Raw genomic sequence first — 14,995 nt, 5'->3', positions numbered from 1 at the left:
TGGTATTCCCATCTTAAGCACGTGAAGTGAGATATTCTCTGACCCAAGGCATCACGATTTCTCGGGTTAAGGGAGCTAACGGTGTGACCTGATCATCAAGATCAATCCATTTCAACTCTGCAATTTCAGCGGCAATCTGTGGCTCACGATCTAACTGCAACCAAAACAAATGGCTAATTAACACATGATCTGGCTCATTGGCAGCCGCTGTTTTAAATTGCCCCACATACTGCAACGAGTGCGCCTGACAGGCAATTTCTTCCTGAATTTCACGGACAATGCAGTGCTCAGGTGCTTCATTCGGCTCGAGCTTGCCACCGACCTGCATAAAAAATGCGGTATTTTGCTTACGCACCAATAACAACTGCTGTTGATCATTCAAGACAATCCCAGCAGCAACGGTAATTGTTTTCATCAGCCGTGCTTCACCAAATCCTGTTGCTCACACATCCCCCATTTCGGTGTCGGTGCGGTAAATATTTCAAATTGTTCTAAAATCGCTTCAACCGAGGTTTCTGCAATTAAGCTCTGGTTAAAACGAGAATGGGTAAAGCCCTTTCGGGTAGTTAAATCAATAAACTTTAACAAATCATCATAAAATCCTTCGACATTTAAAAATGCGCAAGGCTTAAGATGAATACCTAACTGAGCCCAAGTCCACTGCTCAAAAATTTCTTCCAAGGTGCCAGCCCCACCCGGTAAGGCAATAAAGCCATCCGACAGTTCCGACATTTTGGTTTTACGTTCATGCATATTTTTCACCACATGCAATTCCGTTAAATGCGGATGGGCCAGTTCACGATCGACCAAAGCGTGAGGAATCACTCCAATGACTCGCCCACCCGCCTGTATGGCACTATCGGCAATCACACCCATCAGTCCCGAGCGACCACCACCATACACCAATGTTTTACCCTGCTGTGCTAAGGTACACCCCACGTGACGGGCTGTTTCTAAAAAAATTGTATCTGTACCAACTGCTGAACCGCAAAAAACTGCAATAGAATGTGTCATTGTTTCACCGTGTTATGATCTTGTCATGCCGCGAAAGTAAACTAGATGGAGATTTTTTCATAAAATAGCAATCCGATCAGTGTTTTTCATGAAATCCTTGTCTAAAATACACCCATCGATTTAACCCATACTGCGCAAGGGAGAAAAGACATCCATGCTTGAAGCCTTTTACGCCACAGAGCGCGGTAGTTTAGAAGACGCCACCATTAATGGTGGCTTCGATCTACACCCCGAACTGGTCTGGGTCGACCTGATTGCGCCTTCACAAGAAGAACAGCAATGGGTACTCGATGCCTACGACCAGAACTTGCCGACTTTAAAGTCTTTGGAAGACATTTCCTCTTCTGCCCGATTTTACCGTGATGACGATGGCATTTTGCATATCAGTACCTATTTTTTAACGAAAAATAAAAACTATCAGGTGGATGGCGAAGCAGATGACAACGCCAGCATTTTAGCCACGGTACAAACGGTGGCCTTTATTTTACATAAAGAACGTCTGTTTACCCTGCGTGGTGAAAAACTGGTGGCATTCCGGGCTTTTCGTGCCCGTGCACGTCGCAACGACTACGAAATTGACTATAAAGACCCGACGTGGGTTCTATTGGGCTTATTAGAAGCCAAACTGGATGAGCTTGCGGATATCTTGGAAGATATCCACAAGGACTTGGAAAAGTATTCCACAGAAGTGCTGAATAACCGTCATCGTGAACAGATTCTCGATCTGGACGACATGATTACCCGACTGGCACAACTCGAAGATATGTTGGGTAAGGCACAACTATGTTTAATTGACTTACGTCGTGTTCTGACCTTCTTGGCCCGTCCACGCGCCTTAGGCAGTCATATTTATGATGCCGATATTCGAGAGCTCAGCGAAGATGTGCGCTCACTGGTGGAACATGATGCCTTCTTGTTCCAAAAAGTCCGCTTCTTACTCGACACCACATCAGGCTTCATTAACACCGAACAGAATGACACCATTCGTCGCTTCTCGATTTTACCGAGTATGCTTGCCCCCCCTATGTTGGTTGCCAGTATCTATGGTATGAATACCGATGTGCTGCCTTTTGCTCACGGCACCACCAGTTTTATTGTGGTCAGTTTAATTATTGTCGGTTTCTTTATTGGACCGCTGATTTACTTCCGCTGGAAAAAATGGATTTGAGTCTGATTTCAAGCTCTGCTTTTCAAGCAAGGCGCAAGAAATACGCATTTATTTGATGAATGCCGATTTGCGAAGTACATAAAAAAAGCACCGCCATTGCGGTGCTTTTTTTATTTAAATGATCTGTAAATCATCTTGCAGATGACAGGCTTGAATAATCTTCATCATTTTTTCAGGCACTGCTTTAAATTGTAAGCCTTGAGCCTGAGGAGTCTGCCTTAACCAACGCACCAACACCGCCAAAGCCAAAGTACTGCCATGCTCTAACTGAGCCAAATTCACCACCAAAGGCAACTGCTGTTGTCGAATAATCGCTAAACCTTGCTGATAATATTGCTCAGCGTTGGCGTAATCAATTTTACCCACAACCTGCATTTCCTGATCAATCAGATTAATCACCTAGCACCTATCTTATTTTTTCTTGTTAACCGCAGCATCTGCATCTGGTTCAAAGTTCGCGATGGCTTTATCTAAATCACCGCCATTACGTTTAACTGTTGCCGCAAACTGGTTACGGAACTGTAAACCTAAATCAATCCCCGATACATTGATGTTACGGATTTTCCACTGACTGCCCTTGTCGGCCAACTGGAACGAGACTGGAATCTTCTCACCCTTGTTATTAAAATCAATGGTAACCACTGGATTGGCACTTCCCGTCGCTTTGTAAGGACGTATCGTGTAAGTCTGGTTACTAAATTTCGCAAAAGCACTGCCATAATTTTCAATCAGTGTTTCACGGAAATTCTTTTCAAACTTGGCACGTTGCGCAGCCGTACTATATTGATTGGTCGCATAAGTTCCCATCACAATACGGGTAAAGGCCTGAGAATCGACATAAGGATCTAGGTTTTGACGCACAATCATCTTTACCGCAGCAGGGTTATTTTGCAGCTTGGCATGATCTGCTTGTAAACGCCCAATCAAACCATCCGCGACTCGCTTAATAAATGCTGGAGGTGCTTCAGCTGGTGCAGCAAATGCAGTTCCTGCAATCATTGTAGATAAAATGCTTGCCGTTAGTGTTTGTTTAAACAACGTATTCACTCTAAATTCCTCTCAATTATTCAACAAATGCTGGTTCAGCATCTGTCTTCTCTGTTGGTGCTTCAGCTTCTGCGGATGAAGTCGATGACTTCCCTGCACCTGCAGTAATAAATTTACTAATCAGATCTTCAAGATCCATTGTGCCTTGCGTATTGGCAATTGCTGCACCACGCTTGATGTAGTTCAAGCCACCGCCTGGAACAACTTTTAGATATTTCTCACCCAACAGACCATTGGTTGCTACCATTATGTAAGCATCCTCATCAATGCTGGTGATGGATTTCATGTTCGCAATAAGTTGCTGTTCCATTTCTTTTTGTTTCTCTGGCGTTGCTTCACTATATTCTGTGCTATAGCGCAGCTCTTCTAGAGCATTGTTTTCAACTGTCTTCAATTGCTCTGCGTTGAATGAGGTTAACTTGCCATCCAACTCAAAATGTACCGTTGCCAAACGTGTCACAGGGTCTAGGGTAATATCGGTGACACGACCAATCGTGACCCCACTCATGGTCACTTTCGCACGCGGTTTTAAACCGTTTACATTATCAAACTGGGCCGTCATGTGATAAGCATCTCGTAAATTGGTACCTACCAGACCACTCACTTTCATTGCCAAGAAAAATAATGCAACACCGAAGACAATGACAAAAAATCCTACGGCCAGCTCACTTGCACGTGATTTCATTAAACCCCTCCGAACATGACCGCAGTCAACACAAAATCAAAACCTAATACACAAAGCGAAGAATACACCACGGTACGCGTGGTCGAGGTTGCAATACCTTCCGAAGTCGGGATACAAGCATAACCCTGATAGACTGCAATCCAAGTACAAAGGATGGCGAAAACAATACTCTTAATAATCGTGCCATTAAAGATATCTTTATAGAATTGCACATTACTTTGCATGCCACTCCAGAAAGATCCTTCATCGACGCCCAAAAAATCTACGCCAACCATTTTTCCGCCAATAATACCAATCGCGGCAAAAATCACACTCAGCATCGGCAAGCTCACGATCCCTGCCCATAACCGTGGCGAAACAATCCGTTTTAAAGGATCAACCCCGATCATTTCCATGCTGGACAATTGCTCAGTGGCTTTCATTAAACCAATTTCCGCAGTCAACGCAGAACCTGCACGACCTGCAAACAGTAATGCCGCAACCACGGGTGCCAATTCACGCAACAAGGTGAGCGACACCATGGTACCCAACATGGCTTCTGAACCAATGTTGACCAAGATGGAATAGCCTTGTAAGCCCAAAACCAAACCAATGAACAGTCCCGAAACCGAAATAATCAGCAAGGACATCACCCCAACACGGTACATTTGGTAAACAAAAAGTTTGACCCCTAACCATGTCGGCATAGAGCATAGAATTTGCAGCAACATAATCGTTGCAACCCCGACACCCTGAACACTTTGAATAACGCGTCTACCTAATGAGGCAATAGCATTCATGCACGAACCTCGCCTGCCAAATATGCTTGATCACTAAACTGATACTCTACAGGACCTTCTGCAGCCCCCGTGAGGAATTGACGCACAAATGGCGATGCATTGGCTTGTAATTGCTCAGGTGTGCCTTCCCCTTGCACCTTCCCTTCAGCCACCACATAAATATAGTCGGCAATCGATAAGGTTTCACCGACATCATGCGAGACAATAATCGTGGTCAACTCTAACGCTTCACGCAATGAACGGATCAGGCGGGTCAGCACCCCCTTCACAATCGGGTCCTGCCCTGCGAAAGGCTCATCATACATAATCAATTCAGGGTCTAAGGCAATTGCACGCGCCAAGGCCACACGACGATTCATCCCGCCCGACAGCTCCGAAGGCATGAGCTTTTCTGTACCACGTAGTCCGACAGATTCCAGCTTGAGTGCCACCAATTCTGCAATTAGATGCTCAGGCAACTGGGTATGTGCACGCAATGGAAATGCAACATTTTCATAGACACTCATGTCTGTAAATAAGGCACCACTTTGAAAGAGCATGCCCATACGCGCCCGTGCCGCGAACAGTTCATGTCGTGACATATGCCCAATATCTTTTCCATCCAGTAACACCTGTCCATGCTCGGGAGTAAGTTGCCCGCCAATTAAGCGTAACAAGGTGGTTTTTCCTGTACCCGATGGCCCCATAATGGCGGTAATCTGACCACGTCGAATATTCAAACTGACTTGGTCATAAATGATTCGTTCCCCTCGCTTAAAACTCAGCTCTTTGACCTCAATCAAAGACGAATTTTGGAGGGGTGCTTGATTATTCATAGCGGAGAAAGTTCCTGCATTTTTTCAGCACGCATACTATAAAGGATTGAACTATAAAATGTTACCTAGTTACGTCGGGTAAACTGTGTGCAATTTGTTTTTTAATTATAGGATTCTAATTATTGGTATTGATCGGCACAGCCTTATATTTGGAACGCAGCGTTATACAAATTGCGCATAAAAGAAATAAATCAGATTACTCATCAGTAGAATAAAACCAAGATAAGGCATAACTACCTCTTTTAACGAGAACGCTAACACGGGCTGTTGTTGTATATTGTTGTTCATATTTGTCATATTTCAACAGAAATTTGACCAAGTATACATTTTTTAAACAATAAACAAAATGACCAAACATAAAAAAACCAGCGCATTGCGCTGGTTTTTTTAGAGTATCGAACTTAGTCGTTGAATTTACGACGTGGACGATCAAAACCACCTTCACGACGTGGACGATCTGAATTAAATTCACGCTTCGGACGGTCTTCACCACCGAAAGTACGTTTAGGACGATCATCACCAAAAGAACGTTGTGGACGGTCGCCAAAACCACCTTCACGACGTGGCGCTGGACGATCACCAAAATCACGTTTTGGACGGTCACCAAAAGAACCTTCACGACGTGGTTTGTAGTCTACACGGTTACCGCGGTTGTCATCATTCGAATCAAAACGTGGTTTATCGTTGAAACCACCTTCGCGACGTGGACGATCAGAGCTGAATTCACGCTTTGGACGATCATCAAAAGAACGTTGCGGACGATCACCGAAACCGCCTTCACGACGTGGCGCTGGACGATCACCAAAATCACGTTTTGGACGGTCATCAAAAGAACGTTGTGGACGATCACCGAAACCGCCTTCACGACGTGGACGATCATTATTAAACTCACGACGTGGACGATCTTCACCACCAAATGATGGACGATCACCACGAGGTTTGTCATCGTAGCTACGACGTGGACGATCATCACCGCCTTCACGACGTTTAAAGTTCGACTCACCTTCGAAACGACGACCGCCACCGAAACCACCACGGCCACGACCACCGCCATCACGGCCACGACCGCCACCATCACGACCACCGCGTGCAGGAGGTGGAGATGGCTCAAGGCCTTCAATTTCAGATACTTCTAAACGTGCATCTAAGTAATCTTCTAAAGCACGGATTTTACCGCGTTCACGGTAAGTCGCTAAAGTAATCGCTTTACCAGTACGGCCCGCACGACCTGTACGACCAATACGGTGTACATAGTCTTCGTTCTTCATTGGAAGACCGAAGTTAATTACGTGAGAAATTGTTGGTACGTCAAGACCACGTGCTGCAACGTCAGTCGCAACTAAGATCTTCGCACGACCTTCACGAATGCTACGTAAACGACGGTTACGAACTGTTTGTGGCATTGCACCGTGAAGTGCAACAACTGAGTGACCTGCTTCAGCAAGTTCTTCAGCCAACATATCTGTATCTTCTTGTGTAGATGCAAATACAACCGCTTGATCAAGATCTTCTTCGCTCAACCAGTGAGTCAAAAGTTTTTTCTTGTGCTCAAAGCCATCAGTCCAGTGTAAAGTCTGAGTGATGTCTGTATTGGTTGAGTGACCTGTTTCAATTGCAATACGCTCAGGCTCATTCATCATGCGTTCAGCAAGTGTAATGATACGTGGTGCAAAAGTTGCAGAGAACATTAAGGTTTGTTTACGGTTCGCAGCAAGATCGCTAATTGCTTCTAGGTCTTCAGAGAAACCTAGGTCAAGCATACGGTCAGCTTCGTCAACAATTAGAGCGTCAACTTTGTCGAGTTTAATTTGACGACGGTTCACAAGGTCAAGTAAACGACCTGGTGTTGCAACAACAACTTGCGCACCTTTTAACTGTTGGATTTGCTTACCAAATGGCATACCGCCCATGATCGCAGCAATACGTGCACCTTTCATGTGACGTACAAATGCAATTGCGTCTTGGCTCACTTGTTGCGCCAACTCACGTGTTGGGCAAAGAACTAAAATATTCGGTTGAGTAATTGCTTTCATACGTTCTTTGAACGGAACGAAAGTCTCTTGGCCTGCAAGTGCGTTTAACGTTGGAAGTAAGAACGCTGCAGTTTTACCTGAACCTGTTTGGCTTGATACAAGAAGGTCTTTACCTTCTAAAGCAGCAGGAATCGATTGTTCCTGTACAGGCGTAGGTGATGTAAAACCTAGGCTTTGTAAAGCTTGTTGTAACGATTCATGTAAAGGAAATTCAGCAAAAGTTTTGCTCATAGAGTTTTTCACCCGAAAACTGGGTGCTCCATTAAAATAAAGTCAAATGGACATCGACAAAAAGCGGTACAGCAATATACGCTGACAATCTTTAGAATCAGCGGCGATCCGAGTAACGACGATGTGATATAACGCACGCATGATTACGGCATAACCTGAAGGAATCGCTTTAGCGATTGGGGCGCGAGATATCGTCCTCTCTATGGACCGCACGCGCATACACAATGATAAGAAGAGAAATGTTCAGGTAACGAACAGAAATTAAGTGCGTGGCAAGATTATAACAGCATATTTTTAAAAGTCACCTTTTTTAATCGACTTTTACCATTTTTTTACAAAATATTATTCAAAGATGCAATTAAGGCATGGAATTGTATAAAAAAAAGCCCTCAGATTTTGAGAGCTTTTTTTGTCATGACTTGATCACGCAAGTATTCGATTACTTGGCTGCTTCGCCCCATGCTGGCACAACGGCCTGCATTAATGGCTTAAGCATTTTCATTGAACATGCAAGTACTTGACCATTTTCCATAGAGTCGCTACCACCACGCGCATCGACCACAGTACCACCTGCTTCTTTCACAATCAGTTCGCCAGCTGCGATATCCCAAGGCTTAAGACCCAATTCGAAATAACCGTCATAACGACCAGCCGCCACATAAGCAAGATCTAATGCAGCAGAACCAGCACGGCGATATTGCGCACCTGCTTCAGTCACGTTCAATAACGATTCGAAATGGTTTTTCGCATAAGAAACAATTGCACCATTACGCTTAGCACGGTAAGCATGACCCACAGCCAAGAAGGTATTCTCTAGGCTGTCTTTCACGTTTACACGGATACGACGTTGGTTCATCATGGCACCACGACCACGACTTGCAGAGAACAACTCATCACGCACAGGATCATAAATTACCCCGTGTTGAGTGACACCTTTATGTTGCACAGCAATTGAAATACAGAAATGCGGTAAGCCGTTTACGAAGTTCAGTGTGCCATCTAGCGGATCGATCACCCAACACCAATCGGCATCGTGACCTTTACCTTCTTGCAATCCAAATTCTTCGCCAAGGAAACTGTGGTTTTTATAGCTTTTACGTAGTGTATCGATGGTCAATTGTTCCAAATAACGGTCTACACGCGTTACCGGACCATCAATTCCTTTTTCTTCGACTTGTAGATCAAGTTTATGACGATTTTGATGCGCTTTTAAAAGCTCTTGACCGACTGTTTGAGCCGCACGCGCAGCCATCACCACCATAGGTTCCATTGAACACCCACTACAAATATGAAGAGATTGATTAAAGAATAATGCATAAAAGCCCTTATATCTTAACAAATATAAGCGCTTTTAGGGAAAAAATGTTTCGAAAATTTAGCTGGAGTTTAGCTTACATTTTGTACAAGCTTCGACCAGACCGATTCTACTGATTTTACAATACCTTGTGCATCTAGGCCTGCCTGCTGCAACATCTGACTATGCGTTGCCTGATGCATAAAGTTATCGGCCAAGCCTAAATTCAGCATGGGTTTAACGATTTGTGCTTGTGCCAGATATTCATTGACGGCACTCCCAGCACCGGCCATGACCGCATGCTCTTCAACCGTCACAAACAATTGTGTTTGCTCTGCTAGGCTGGATAGCATCTGCTCATCGAGCGGTTTCACAAAGCGCATGTTCACCACACGCACTCCCACTTCGAGTTGCTGTGCAAGTGTATGTGCTGCTTCTACAGAGGCCGCTACACGACTACCAAAGGCCAGAATGCTGATCTGCTCCTCAGCTGCTTCGTTCAATTGCAAAACAATTTCTGCACGACCAATGTCCAGCGCAGTCAACTGCTGCTGAATTTCCACACCTAAGCCATTACCGCGCGGATAACGCACCGCCGCTGGTCCTGGATACAAATAGGCGGTATGCAACATTTGACGACATTCGTTTTCGTCTTTCGGCGCCATAATCACCATATTCGGTACCGTACGCATAAAGGCATAATCATACGCCCCTGCATGCGTTGGTCCGTCTTCACCGACCAAACCAGCACGGTCAATACCGAAGGTCACGTCCAGATTTTGCAAAGCCACATCATGAATAAGCTGGTCATAACCACGCTGCAAGAAAGTCGAATAAATCGCGACTACCGGTTTTAAGCCTTCACAAGCCATGCCTGCAGCCAAGGTCACTGCATGTTGTTCTGCAATTGCCACATCAAAGAAACGTTCAGGATATTGCTGGGCAAATTTCACCATGCCTGAGCCTTCACACATGGCTGGTGTAATCGCCAACAAACGTGCATCTTGTGCCGCTTCATCACATAACCACTGACCAAACACATCTGAGTACTTCGGTGCGGTCTGAGGGGCAGCCTTGGCATTTATTTTGGTAATGGCATGGTATTTAATCTGGTTGGCTTCAGCAGGCGCAAACCCTTTGCCCTTTTTGGTATAGACATGAATCAAACGTGGACCAGTCCGTTTTTTCAACGCTTCAAAGACCTGTGCCAACTCTTTGACATTGTGGCCATCGAAGGGGCCAAAATAATCGAAACCAATGGCTTTAAATAAGTTATCCGCGGCTTCAGTTGCCGATTGATGCAAACGTGAGTTGTACGACCATTTTGGATGCGGTTGTACGTAGGCTTCACCTTGCTCTGAAATATGCACCGACTGACCACTTTCCCAAATCGCCGCCAAATGCTTGGCAAAACCACCTGTACTACAGGAAATTGACATGTCGTTGTCATTCAGGACCACAATCAGGTCGGCATTATGCGCGACCGCATCATTCATGGCTTCAAATGCCATGCCCGCAGTCATGGCACCATCCCCAACAATTGCCACCACTTCACAAGGATTCTGTTGGTAACGACGCGCCAAGGCCATACCCAGCCCTGCCGAAATTGCCGTCGAGGAATGTCCAACACCAAAGGTATCAAAAATTGATTCTTCCCGCGCAGGGAAAGCCGCCAAGCCATCTTTGGAACGGATTGTGGTTAATTGTTCACGGCGTCCTGTGAGGGCTTTGTGCGGATAGGCCTGATGCCCCACATCCCAAATTAAACGATCCTCTGGGGTATTAAAACAGTAATGTAACGCTACCGTGAGCTCGATCACACCTAGATTTGCGCCAAAGTGTCCGCCGCTTTGTCCAGCTGCATACAAAATAAATTGACGTAACTCATCCGCCACTTGTGGTAGTTGATCACGCGCGAGCAAACGAAGTTGTTGTGGATGATCTATCGTATCCAGCAACGGTGTGACAGGGCGTTGAGTTGGAATTTCTGTATACAACATATGTGGCAAAGCCTTCTAAAGCCTGGCAAATCCTAAGCTAGGTAAATGGGTTACTCGATCATAGTCGAATGATATCACCTTCAATCAGCCACATTTCTGGCGATGCATGCTTGAGTATAAAACTCAATTGGCGTTTTTTGGTGCGTAGATTATCCTGAATAATCTAACTATTTATCAACTATTATCGTTCGCTTTCTACAAAAAAGAAAATCTTGCGTACAATTTCCGCTTCACTATTCTACTAATGTCCAAGCATTACGCTATACTTTAGTCAATTTATAAACTATGTAACGGGTTAAACAGTGCCTATAGAATTTGTCGCAACTTCTCGCCTTCCCACTGCTTTTGGTGAATTTAAAATTACGGTCTTCCAAGATCCGAAAACAGGTGAAGAACATGTGGCGCTCTCTAAAGGACTCGATACACCACCTACGGGTCCAGTATTGGTGCGTATTCACTCCGAATGTTTGACAGGCGATGCGTTTGCCTCATTAAAGTGTGATTGCGGACCTCAGCTACAAGCCACGCAAAAACTGATTAATGACGTCGGACAAGGCGTGATTTTATATCTACGTCAGGAAGGACGCGGTATTGGACTCACCAACAAAATTCGTGCCTACGCCCTGCAAGATCAAGGACATGACACCGTTGATGCCAATCTCATGCTGAACTTGCCTGCAGATGCGCGCCGCTACGATATGTGCAGTATCATGCTGGATCATCTAAATGTGAAAGAAGTCCGCCTAGTGACCAACAATCCATTAAAAATTAAGGCATTAACTGATCTTGGCATTAATGTGATTGATCGTGTACCACTCACGGTGGGACTGAATCCCTTCAATGAAGAGTATTTAAAAACCAAACATGAACGCATGGCGCACATGTACAAAAAGGATGACTTTTAAGTCATCCTTTCGCAAGCTTTTGGGGATTGCTCAATCCCCAAAACGTTCAAATTTTAAATCGTCATCGAGAAAATCCGATTATTCGGCATTTTACGACTCAGGCGTAAATCAAAAGCCATGCAGATATTGCGCACAAAAGGCTTCCCCTGCTCGGTAATTTGAATATGATCGGCAGCGATTTGCAATAAGCCGTCTTGTTGCATTTCATCTAATTGCGCTAGCACTTGTGGCAACTCAGGAAAAGCTAAACGGGGGTCTTGCCACGAGGTGGTGAAAGTACACATCAAATTTAAAATATGCTGCCGAATCACCAAGTCTTCATCGCTTAGGATATGCCCACGGTAGACCGGAATTTCATTCTGTTCCAGTCGCGCATAATAATCTTCTAAGGTCTTTTCATTTTGGGCAAAGCTGTACCAACTGTCACTGATTGATGATAATCCTAAGCCAATCATGACTTGGGTTTTCGATGAGGTATAGCCCATAAAATTACGGTGTAAGTTTTCTTGCTGAAAAGCTTGATACATCTTGTCATGTGGCAAGGCAAAATGATCCATGCCAATTTCATGATAACCCTGTGCGATCAACTTTTTCTTGCCTTCTTCATAGAGCTGACGTTTCAGTTCATCTTTCGGCACATCCTGATCTTTAAAACCCCGTTGCCCATTGCCTTTAATCCAAGGGACATGCGCATAACTGTAAAATGCCAAGCGATCTGGTCTTAAACTATTGGTTTGCTCGATGGTATGCAGTACATCTGTCAAATCCTGAAAAGGCAGACCAAACACCAAGTCATGCGAAATAGAGGTATAGCCAATTTCTCGTGCCCAGTCGGTGACCTGTTGCACATGTTGAAAAGGCTGAATGCGATGAATGGCTTTTTGCACTTTTTCGTTATAATCCTGCACCCCATAACTGACTCGGCGGAAGCCAAGCTCATACAAGGCTTGCAAATGTTCACGCGTGGTATTGTTGGGGTGCCCTTCAAAACTAAATTCATATTCTTCGGCAATGTCAGCTTGCGCCAAAAGTCCTTGAATCAGCTGGGTCAAATGTTCGACCGAAAAGAAGGTGGGTGTGCCACCGCCCAAGTGAATTTCTTTAATGATTGGTTTATCAACCAATAACTCACAATACAAATCCCACTCTTTTAGCAGCGCCTGAATATAAGGCTGTTCCATCTCATGCTTTTTAGTGACGCGTTTATGGCAACCGCAGAAGGTACACAAGCTTTCGCAAAATGGCAGATGGATATATAAACTGATCCCTTCACGCGCATTCGATTCATCAAATGCCCGTTTTAAGCTTTGCTTCCACGCAGCCAAGCGAAAGTCTTGTTCTTGCCAATACGGTACAGTGGGATAACTGGTATAGCGTGGACCTGCAACATTGTATTTTTGAATGAGTGAACTGGCTTGAGTCATAGATGCCCTATCTGAGTTTCTGCCTGTAGCAACACGCTGTATCCATCTATTGTGCGGAGCTTGTCCCGAGAATTCAACCTAGCCTTTTAGTCGGAATAATCGCTGTCAGATCAGACAGATACTGTGGCAGCAATCCTGAGCCCAACAGAGTCACTTAAGAAAAAAACCTTAAGTTTTTTATAAATTTATGGTACATGTTAATCCGTCTTTCATTTTTCTTTAGAGGGTTGAGATGCAACATCCAACGTCCACCGATATTCAACGTGTTCGTGAGTTTCTCCTCGATTTACAAGCCCGTATTTGTGCCAGCCTAGAACAACAAGAACGCGCTGGTGGTGGAACTGCTGAATTTGTGATTGATGATTGGCAACGCCCAGAAGGCGGTGGCGGACGTTCCCGTGTCTTGCAAAATGGTACGGTCATTGAAAAAGGCGGGGTGATGTTCTCGCATATCAATATTTCCAAGCTACCCGCTTCTGCGACTGAACGCCATCCGTCCATCGCAGGGGCTAAAGCGCAAGCCATGGGGGTATCCTTGGTGATTCACCCGAAAAATCCGAATGTGCCGACCTCGCATGCCAATGTTCGGCTGTTTGTCGCGGAACCTGAAGGACAAGACCCGATCTGGTGGTTCGGGGGTGGCTTCGATTTAACCCCATTTTATCCGAATGATGAAGATGTCTGGGCTTGGCACAACACAGCGGCTGAATTGTGTGCCCCATTTGGCAGCGAAGTGTATGCACAACACAAGCAATGGTGTGATGATTATTTTTATCTCAAACATCGTGATGAACAGCGTGGTGTCGGTGGTTTATTTTTTGATGACTTGAATCAATGGGACTTTGACACTTGTTTTAACTATATTCAAGCCGTCGGTAATGGCTACTTAGAAGCAATTCTTCCGATCTTCAAAAAAAATCAGGATAAACCCTATACTGAAGCGCAGCGCGAATTCCAACTGTACCGTCGTGGTCGTTATGTCGAATATAATCTGGTTTATGATCGCGGCACCCTATTTGGCTTGCAAACGGGCGGACGGATTGAGTCCATCTTGGTCAGCCTGCCTAATCTGGCAGCATGGTCTTATCGCCCAGAATGGGAACAAGACAGCCCTGAACAACGCCTGAGTGAATACTATTTAAAACCTCATGACTGGTTAAGCGAACTCGCTCCCGAATAAATCACCATCCTCTGAAAAAAATAGCCATGCCTTACACAGTGGCTATTTTTTTTGCAAGCCGGATACCTGATTTGAACTAAACAGACATCTTCGTTTACAGCTTTTCACGGCACTTAGACCCGAATTCGATTACACTGCATTATCACAGGTGAGCTGAATTCAAGATAAAGATCGATGAGCAGTAGCCCCTTTTACTACTTTTAGGTTTTTAAAATGATTAAAACAATGCAATCAAAAACACTGCTGTTCTGGACAATGCTTGGCACCTTTTGTGCCGCACTCAGTATTAATCTGATCTATGAATATGCACTGAGCGATCATCTGAGTCTCAGTATCACGATTTTGGCAGGGATGGTGTTAGTCATCGTGCTGTTCTTATTTTTAATTGATCTGGTACAAGACATCTGTAACCCTTAAAAA

General features: G+C 44.8%; 15 protein-coding genes. 4 read left to right on the top strand and 11 right to left on the bottom strand.

Annotated elements, in window-relative coordinates:
- Positions 1-13: 13 nt before the first annotated feature.
- Both AC6CHI_RS07550 and AC6CHI_RS07545 read right to left on the bottom strand, forming a co-directional pair.
- The gene (locus tag AC6CHI_RS07550; protein ID WP_498120450.1) at positions 14-415 is read right to left on the bottom strand and encodes an NUDIX hydrolase; all 402 of its coding nucleotides are present in this window, start codon (positions 413-415) and stop codon (positions 14-16) included.
- Positions 415-1,014, bottom strand: a complete 600-nt coding sequence (locus AC6CHI_RS07545) for an LOG family protein (protein WP_498120448.1) — start codon at positions 1,012-1,014, stop codon at positions 415-417. Before AC6CHI_RS07545 ends, AC6CHI_RS07550 begins: the two co-directional genes overlap by 1 nt.
- A gap of 154 nt (positions 1,015-1,168) precedes the next feature.
- Between AC6CHI_RS07545 and AC6CHI_RS07540 the strand changes: the two genes are divergently transcribed.
- Complete coding sequence (locus AC6CHI_RS07540; protein WP_458891681.1) at positions 1,169-2,182, top strand: magnesium and cobalt transport protein CorA; 1,014 nt, start codon at positions 1,169-1,171, stop codon at positions 2,180-2,182.
- A gap of 114 nt (positions 2,183-2,296) precedes the next feature.
- Here AC6CHI_RS07540 and AC6CHI_RS07535 read toward each other — a convergent pair whose 3' ends face one another.
- The 8 genes from AC6CHI_RS07535 to dxs form a co-directional block, all read right to left on the bottom strand.
- Positions 2,297-2,557 carry an STAS domain-containing protein gene (locus tag AC6CHI_RS07535; RefSeq protein WP_498120557.1) on the bottom strand — a complete coding sequence of 87 codons (261 nt, stop codon included), beginning with the start codon at positions 2,555-2,557 and terminating at the stop codon, positions 2,297-2,299.
- 36 nt (positions 2,558-2,593) lie between these two features.
- Complete coding sequence (locus AC6CHI_RS07530; RefSeq protein ID WP_458891682.1) at positions 2,594-3,229, bottom strand: MlaC/ttg2D family ABC transporter substrate-binding protein; 636 nt, start codon at positions 3,227-3,229, stop codon at positions 2,594-2,596.
- A gap of 16 nt (positions 3,230-3,245) precedes the next feature.
- Entirely contained in the window at positions 3,246-3,914 is a 669-nt protein-coding gene (gene mlaD, locus AC6CHI_RS07525) for an outer membrane lipid asymmetry maintenance protein MlaD (protein WP_498120446.1), read from the bottom strand.
- Entirely contained in the window at positions 3,914-4,693 is a 780-nt protein-coding gene (gene mlaE, locus AC6CHI_RS07520; protein ID WP_498120444.1) for a lipid asymmetry maintenance ABC transporter permease subunit MlaE, read from the bottom strand. The genes mlaD and mlaE overlap by 1 nt, the downstream gene beginning before the upstream one ends.
- On the bottom strand, positions 4,690-5,508 hold the full coding sequence (locus tag AC6CHI_RS07515) for an ABC transporter ATP-binding protein (RefSeq protein ID WP_458891685.1): 819 nt from the start codon (positions 5,506-5,508) through the stop codon (positions 4,690-4,692). The genes mlaE and AC6CHI_RS07515 overlap by 4 nt, the downstream gene beginning before the upstream one ends.
- Before the next feature lie 401 nt (positions 5,509-5,909).
- Positions 5,910-7,772, bottom strand: coding sequence for a DEAD/DEAH box helicase (locus tag AC6CHI_RS07510; protein WP_498120442.1), 1,863 nt, complete (start codon positions 7,770-7,772; stop codon positions 5,910-5,912).
- 439 nt (positions 7,773-8,211) lie between these two features.
- On the bottom strand, positions 8,212-9,042 hold the full coding sequence (locus tag AC6CHI_RS07505; protein WP_498120441.1) for an inositol monophosphatase family protein: 831 nt from the start codon (positions 9,040-9,042) through the stop codon (positions 8,212-8,214).
- A 116-nt stretch (positions 9,043-9,158) separates the two neighbouring features.
- Positions 9,159-11,066, bottom strand: coding sequence for a 1-deoxy-D-xylulose-5-phosphate synthase (dxs, locus tag AC6CHI_RS07500; RefSeq protein ID WP_498120439.1), 1,908 nt, complete (start codon positions 11,064-11,066; stop codon positions 9,159-9,161).
- Positions 11,067-11,368: 302 nt separating this feature from the next.
- Between dxs and ribA the strand changes: the two genes are divergently transcribed.
- Positions 11,369-11,971, top strand: a complete 603-nt coding sequence (gene ribA / locus AC6CHI_RS07495; protein ID WP_458891689.1) for a GTP cyclohydrolase II — start codon at positions 11,369-11,371, stop codon at positions 11,969-11,971.
- Positions 11,972-12,024: 53 nt separating this feature from the next.
- Here ribA and hemN read toward each other — a convergent pair whose 3' ends face one another.
- A complete protein-coding gene (hemN, locus tag AC6CHI_RS07490; protein WP_498120437.1) occupies positions 12,025-13,395 on the bottom strand; it encodes an oxygen-independent coproporphyrinogen III oxidase in 1,371 nt (456 codons plus the stop codon).
- Positions 13,396-13,627: 232 nt separating this feature from the next.
- Between hemN and hemF the strand changes: the two genes are divergently transcribed.
- Positions 13,628-14,575 carry an oxygen-dependent coproporphyrinogen oxidase gene (hemF, locus tag AC6CHI_RS07485; RefSeq protein ID WP_498120435.1) on the top strand — a complete coding sequence of 316 codons (948 nt, stop codon included), beginning with the start codon at positions 13,628-13,630 and terminating at the stop codon, positions 14,573-14,575.
- Positions 14,576-14,800: 225 nt separating this feature from the next.
- Complete coding sequence (locus tag AC6CHI_RS07480) at positions 14,801-14,992, top strand: hypothetical protein (RefSeq protein ID WP_458891692.1); 192 nt, start codon at positions 14,801-14,803, stop codon at positions 14,990-14,992.
- Positions 14,993-14,995 lie beyond the last annotated feature (3 nt).

The sequence above is a fragment of the Acinetobacter sp. GQ146 genome (assembly GCF_059758585.1).
Note: the sequence above shows the minus strand (reverse complement) of the source record. Positions and strands in the feature narration are given on the sequence as shown.

Bases quoted from the DNA above. Each gene is read 5' to 3' on its own strand.
- AC6CHI_RS07550 (WP_498120450.1), bottom strand. From the start codon at position 415: ATGAAAACAATTACCGTTGCTGCTGGGATTGTCTTGAATGATCAACAG.
- AC6CHI_RS07545 (WP_498120448.1), bottom strand. From the start codon at position 1,014: ATGACACATTCTATTGCAGTTTTTTGCGGTTCAGCAGTTGGTACAGAT.
- AC6CHI_RS07540 (WP_458891681.1), top strand. From the start codon at position 1,169: ATGCTTGAAGCCTTTTACGCCACAGAGCGCGGTAGTTTAGAAGACGCC.
- AC6CHI_RS07535 (WP_498120557.1), bottom strand. From the start codon at position 2,557: ATGCAGGTTGTGGGTAAAATTGATTACGCCAACGCTGAGCAATATTAT.
- mlaD (WP_498120446.1), bottom strand. From the start codon at position 3,914: ATGAAATCACGTGCAAGTGAGCTGGCCGTAGGATTTTTTGTCATTGTC.
- mlaE (WP_498120444.1), bottom strand. From the start codon at position 4,693: ATGAATGCTATTGCCTCATTAGGTAGACGCGTTATTCAAAGTGTTCAG.
- AC6CHI_RS07515 (WP_458891685.1), bottom strand. From the start codon at position 5,508: ATGAATAATCAAGCACCCCTCCAAAATTCGTCTTTGATTGAGGTCAAA.
- AC6CHI_RS07510 (WP_498120442.1), bottom strand. From the start codon at position 7,772: ATGAGCAAAACTTTTGCTGAATTTCCTTTACATGAATCGTTACAACAA.
- AC6CHI_RS07505 (WP_498120441.1), bottom strand. From the start codon at position 9,042: ATGGAACCTATGGTGGTGATGGCTGCGCGTGCGGCTCAAACAGTCGGT.
- dxs (WP_498120439.1), bottom strand. From the start codon at position 11,066: ATGTTGTATACAGAAATTCCAACTCAACGCCCTGTCACACCGTTGCTG.
- hemN (WP_498120437.1), bottom strand. From the start codon at position 13,395: ATGACTCAAGCCAGTTCACTCATTCAAAAATACAATGTTGCAGGTCCA.
- hemF (WP_498120435.1), top strand. From the start codon at position 13,628: ATGCAACATCCAACGTCCACCGATATTCAACGTGTTCGTGAGTTTCTC.
- AC6CHI_RS07480 (WP_458891692.1), top strand. From the start codon at position 14,801: ATGCAATCAAAAACACTGCTGTTCTGGACAATGCTTGGCACCTTTTGT.